Source organism: Sphingomonas sp. (assembly GCF_031372575.1).
Taxonomy (GTDB): domain Bacteria; phylum Pseudomonadota; class Alphaproteobacteria; order Sphingomonadales; family Sphingomonadaceae; genus Sphingomicrobium.
Window position 1 is genome coordinate 1 of record NZ_JANMLM010000060.1, and the last position, 5,006, is coordinate 5,006.

Consider the following 5,006-nt stretch of genomic DNA (forward strand, 5'->3'; position numbering starts at 1 on the left):
GCCGAGGTCGTGCCGGTGCTCGTTGCGCCCAACACCTCGCTCGGGGTCGCCCTATTGGCTGACCTGGTCGAGCGTGCCGCGCGCGTGCTCGGTCCGGACGATTGGGATGCCGAGATCGTCGAAATCCACCACAATAAGAAGAAGGACGCCCCAAGCGGAACCGCGCTCCACCTCGGCAAGGCGGTCGAGCAAGGCCGCGGCGTCAATGCCGAGGAAGAGATCGGCCGCTGCGGCACCGGCCCTGAGCGCGCGCCCGGCCTGATCGGCTATTCGGCAGTGCGCGGTGGAACGGTGGCCGGCGACCATGATGTCTTGTTCCTGGGCCGTGACGAGCGGATCATCCTCTCTCACCGCGCCGAGAACCGCGTCATCTTCGCTCGCGGCGCCGTCACCGCCGCGCGCTTCCTGATCGGCAAGGCCCCGGGCCTCTACACCATGCGGGACGTGATCGAGGCGGCATGAACAGGGCCGACGCGTTCGAATTTTACCGCCGACTGGCGGAGGGCGATCCCTCGCCGCAGACCGAGCTTGAATATGTGAACCCCTACACCCTGCTGGTTGCGGTCGCGCTCTCCGCGCAGGCCACCGATGTCGGGGTCAACAAGGCGACGCGCGCGCTGTTCGCGAAGGTGACGACCCCAGAAGCGATGCTCGATCTCGGCGAGGAAGCCCTGCGCGATCACATCAAGACCATCGGCCTGTTCAACACCAAGGCCAAAAACGTCATCGCCGCCGCGCGCATCCTCGTCGACCTTCACGGAGGCGAAATCCCCGCCAACCGTGATTTGCTCGAAACCCTGCCCGGGGTCGGCCGCAAGACTGCCAATGTCGTGCTCAATGTCGCCTTCGGGCAACCGACGATCGCGGTCGATACGCACATCTTCCGCGTCGGCAATCGCACCGGCCTTGCCAAGGGCAAGACCCCGCTGGCGGTCGAACTCAAGCTGGAAAAGATCACGCCCGCGCCGTTCCTCAGCCACGCGCACCACTGGCTGATCCTCCACGGCCGGTACATCTGCAAGGCGCGCACGCCGGAGTGCTGGCGCTGCCAGGTCGTGGATTTGTGCGTCTACAAACCCAAGACCCCGGTGCCTAAAACCAAACCCGCTCCAGCCGCTGGCTAAGCCCGGTCAGCAGCTCATATTGCGACAGCCCGCTCGCTGCCGCCGCCTCGGGCAAAGCATAATCCATCGTCACCCAATCGCCCTCGCCAAGCGATGAAGCGCGCGAGCAATCCACCGCCACCAGATCCATCGACACGCGTCCAAGCAGTGGCAGCGCAATACCACCAACACACGCCCCGCCATTCCCCGCAAAGCAGCGCAAATAGCCATCGGCATAACCAATGTTTAAAATCGCCGCCTCGGTGTCCCGCGCCGCTGTCCACGTCGCACCATAGCCGATCGTCTCGCCCGCCTTTACTGTTCGACGCTGCATCACCTCGGCCTCCGGAAAGGCGACCTGCGCAATCCGCCCTTCGGCCTCGGCACGCGGCACACCGCCATATAACGCCAGCCCCGGCCGGACGAGATCGAAGCCATAGTCCGGCCCCAGGCAAATCCCCGCGCTATTGGCCAAACTCCGTCGCTGCGCCGGAATCGCATCGGCGACGGCCCGAAACTGCTCGAGCTGCGCCGCGTTCATCGCGCTGTCCTCGTCGGCGCACGCCAGGTGGCTCATCAGCGTGTCGATAGTCAGGCCGTCGGCGAGACGCACTTCGTCCATCCGCAGTCCAAGCCGGTTCATTCCGGTATCGACCATCACATCGCACACCCGCCCCGGCGCAATCTCCTTCCAGCGCGCCACCTGCCCCGGCGTGTTGAGCACCGGCCGTGCCTCGCTCGCCAGTGCCGCCGCAACGTCGTCTGGCCCGACCCCGTGAAGCACGCTCAGGCCCGCGCCCTCGGGCAGCGCCCCCAGCGCCTCGGCTTCGGCCCAGCTCGAGACGAAGAAATCGCGGCACCCCACCCCGGCCAGCAGCCGCACGACCGCGCGCGCGCCAAGTCCATAGCCATCCGCCTTGACCGCCGCGCCTGCGCGAGTCCCGCTGACACGCTGCAGCCACCGCCAATTGGCGACAAGCGCGGTAGAGTCGAGACGAAGGCGGAGCGCGTGGTGCATCTGACCAGCCCTAGCCAGCACGCTAATGTCCGTCGAGCGCCACTTTCGCTTTTTCCCAGTTGCGTCCATCGAATGCCGCGATCGCCAGCTTGACCGGCGCATCGAGGCAATGCGCATTGACGCTCCATGCCTCGGGGTGACTGCGCGGTTGGTAGAAGCTCTTCACCCCGCACACCGAGCAAAACAAATGCTCCGCCGCGCCACTGCCAAAGCGGTAGGACGTCAACGCCTCGGCGCCCTGCTCAAGCGTGAAATCCGCATGCGGGACGATGATGTGCAAAAACCCGGTCATCGAACAAACCGAGCAATTGCAGTCTAGCGCGGGCACCGGTGCGGCCGGCAACACCGCCGAAAAGCGGACGGCCCGGCAATGGCATCCGCCGCTAGCCTTCATTCCACCGTCACCGACTTCGCCAAATTTCGAGGCTGATCCACATCGGTCACCTTCAGTTCCGCGACATGATAGGCCAGCAATTGCACCGGCACCGCATAGACCAACAGCGCGATGAGCGGGTCGACTTCGGGCATTTCGATTGTCGCCATGAAGCCTCCGCCCGTCCTCATTTCACATGGGTCGTGTGGATATGCAGATCACCTTCCAGCGTTCGGTGGACCGGGCAGCGGTCGGCGATTTCGATCAGGCGCTGGCGCTGATCCTCGGTCAGGTCGCCGATCAGTTCGATCGCGCGATCGATCGATTCGATCTTGGCCTCGCCGCCGACCACGTCGGACGCGCAATCGGCGGCGTGATGACGGTCATGCTCGAGCTCGACGATCACCTTGTCGAGCGGAATGCCTTTGCGATCGGCATACATCTTGATCGTCATCGACGTGCACGTGCCAAGCGCCGCCAGCAGCAAATCATAGGGGCTCGGCCCATCGTCGCTGCCGCCATAGGACATTGGCTCGTCGGCGATGAACGCGTGCGTCGGGGTCGACACCGTCTGGGCAAACTTGCCGCCCGCCGTTTCTACCCGCACCACGCCCTCGATCGGCTTGTCCGCCGCTATGGGTTTGTCGGCGGTGATATAGATCGAAGCCCAGGCGGCGATCACCTCGGCGGCATAAAGCGCGGCCCCGTTGGCGGTCAGCAAATGATCTGCCCCGTCTAGCGCGACGAAGCTCTTGGGGTGCCGTGCCGCCGTGTAAATGCGGCTCGCATTGTCGAGATCCACGATGTCGTCGTCCGGCGCGTGCATCACCATCAGCGCCTTGTCGAGCACGGCCAGCCGCATCGCCTGCGGCTGGTTGTGGGTCTGGGTGATGAAATCGCGGCTGACTCGGAACGACCGCCCGCCGATACTGACGTCAGCCTCGCCATGCTCCTCGACCGCCGACAGGCCGTCGCCCAATTGGTGGAGCACATGTTCGACTTCGAAGGGCGCGCCGATCGTCACCACCGCTTTGGCGTCGGCGATGCGCTCGCTCGCCGCGATCACCGCCGCGCCGCCCAGGCTGTGCCCGATCAGCAGCGCCGGGATATCCCCCGCCAAGCGCAACGCGTCGGCTGCGGCCACCAGGTCGTCGATGTTCGAAGCAAAGCCGGCCGACGAAAACTCCCCGTCGCTCCCCCCCAGGCCGGTAAAGTCGAAGCGCAGCACGGTCAGGCCCTTGGCCGCCAGCGCCTGACTGATTAATGTCGCGGCGCGGCTTTGCTTGGTACAGGTGAAGCAATGCGCAAACACTGCCGCCCCGCGCGACGCTCCATAGCGCGGTCGCTCGATCCGCCCGTCGAGCATTTGCCCATGCGCTCCGGCGAAACGAAGCTGTTCGGTCCTGATCACAGCCTCGCTCCTGCCCCGTTTAGGTACATGCCGAAGATTTCTATTCCACCGTCACCGATTTCGCCAGATTGCGCGGCTGGTCGACATCCGTGCCCTTCAGCACCGCGACGTGGTACGCCAGCAACTGCACCGGCACCGCGTACACCAACGGCGCGATCAAAGGATGGACTTCGGGCATTTCGATTGTTGCCATGCAGCCCTCGCCCGCTTCCGCGATCCCGCGCGCGTCGCTGATCAGCACGATCTTGCCGCCGCGCGCGCGCACTTCCTGCATGTTGCTCACCGTCTTCTCGAACAATGGCCCGGACGGCGCGAGGACGATCACCGGCACCGCATCGTCGATCAAGGCGATCGGCCCATGTTTCATCTCGCCCGCGGCATAGCCCTCGGCGTGGATGTAGCTGATTTCCTTGAGCTTCAATGCGCCTTCCAGCGCCATTGGATAGTCCGGCCCGCGCCCGAGATAGAGCACGTCGCGCGCCGGGGCGATAAGCGGCGCGATCGCCTTGATGTCCTCGTCATGCGCCAAGGCATCGCTGATCGCCTCGGGGGCTTCCTGGAGATGCTCGACGATGTCGCGCTCCTCTGCCGCGCTCAGCCGCCCCTTGGCCCGCGCCAAATTGGCGGCCAGCGCGGCAAGCACCGCCAACTGGCAGGTGAACGCCTTGGTCGAGGCAACCCCGATTTCCGGCCCCGCGTGAGTCGGCAGCAGCAGATCCGCCTCGCGCGCCATCGAGCTGGTCGGGACGTTGACCACCACCGCGATGACCTGCCCCTCGGCGCGCGCGTGGCGCAGCGCGGCAAGCGTGTCGGCGGTCTCGCCGCTTTGCGAAATGAACAAGGCCAGCCCGCCCGCCTCAAGCACCGGGTCGCGATAGCGAAACTCGCTCGCCACATCGATATCGACCGCCACCCGCGCGAACCGCTCAAACCAATATTTGGCGACCATCCCGGCGTAATAAGACGTGCCGCAGGCGACGATCGTGACCCGCTCAATCGATCCCAGGTCAAACCCGAAATCGGGTAGCGCGACCTGGCCCTCGAACGGCCGGACATAGCTTTGCAGCGTCTGCGCGACGACGATCGGCTGCTCGAAAATCT

General features: G+C 65.2%; 7 protein-coding genes. 2 read left to right on the forward strand and 5 right to left on the reverse strand.

The window, feature by feature from the left end; genetic code table 11:
* Positions 1–462: 4-hydroxy-tetrahydrodipicolinate reductase (dapB, locus tag RMN73_RS05785; RefSeq protein WP_309602372.1), on the forward strand; the 462-nt coding region annotated here is incomplete at its 5' end.
* The gene (nth, locus tag RMN73_RS05790; RefSeq protein ID WP_309602373.1) at positions 459–1,124 is read left to right on the forward strand and encodes an endonuclease III; all 666 of its coding nucleotides are present in this window, start codon (positions 459–461) and stop codon (positions 1,122–1,124) included. The genes dapB and nth, both read left to right, overlap by 4 nt.
* On the opposite strand, the gene alr is transcribed toward nth, so the two are convergent.
* The 5 genes from alr to glmS form a co-directional block, all read right to left on the reverse strand.
* Positions 1,093–2,121: an alanine racemase gene (alr, locus tag RMN73_RS05795; RefSeq protein WP_309602374.1), complete on the reverse strand. Its 1,029-nt coding sequence runs from the start codon at positions 2,119–2,121 to the stop codon at positions 1,093–1,095. The two genes, nth and alr, sit on opposite strands and share 32 nt — an antisense overlap.
* 22 nt (positions 2,122–2,143) lie before the next feature.
* Positions 2,144–2,515 carry a GFA family protein gene (locus tag RMN73_RS05800; RefSeq protein ID WP_309602375.1) on the reverse strand — a complete coding sequence of 124 codons (372 nt, stop codon included), beginning with the start codon at positions 2,513–2,515 and terminating at the stop codon, positions 2,144–2,146.
* The gene (locus RMN73_RS05805; RefSeq protein WP_405051539.1) at positions 2,512–2,664 is read right to left on the reverse strand and encodes a hypothetical protein; all 153 of its coding nucleotides are present in this window, start codon (positions 2,662–2,664) and stop codon (positions 2,512–2,514) included. The genes RMN73_RS05800 and RMN73_RS05805 overlap by 4 nt, the downstream gene beginning before the upstream one ends.
* A gap of 17 nt (positions 2,665–2,681) precedes the next feature.
* Positions 2,682–3,905, reverse strand: coding sequence for a bifunctional alpha/beta hydrolase/OsmC family protein (locus RMN73_RS05810; protein ID WP_309602376.1), 1,224 nt, complete (start codon positions 3,903–3,905; stop codon positions 2,682–2,684).
* 40 nt (positions 3,906–3,945) lie between these two features.
* Positions 3,946–5,006: glutamine--fructose-6-phosphate transaminase (isomerizing) (glmS, locus tag RMN73_RS05815; RefSeq protein WP_309602377.1), on the reverse strand; the 1,061-nt coding region annotated here is incomplete at its 5' end.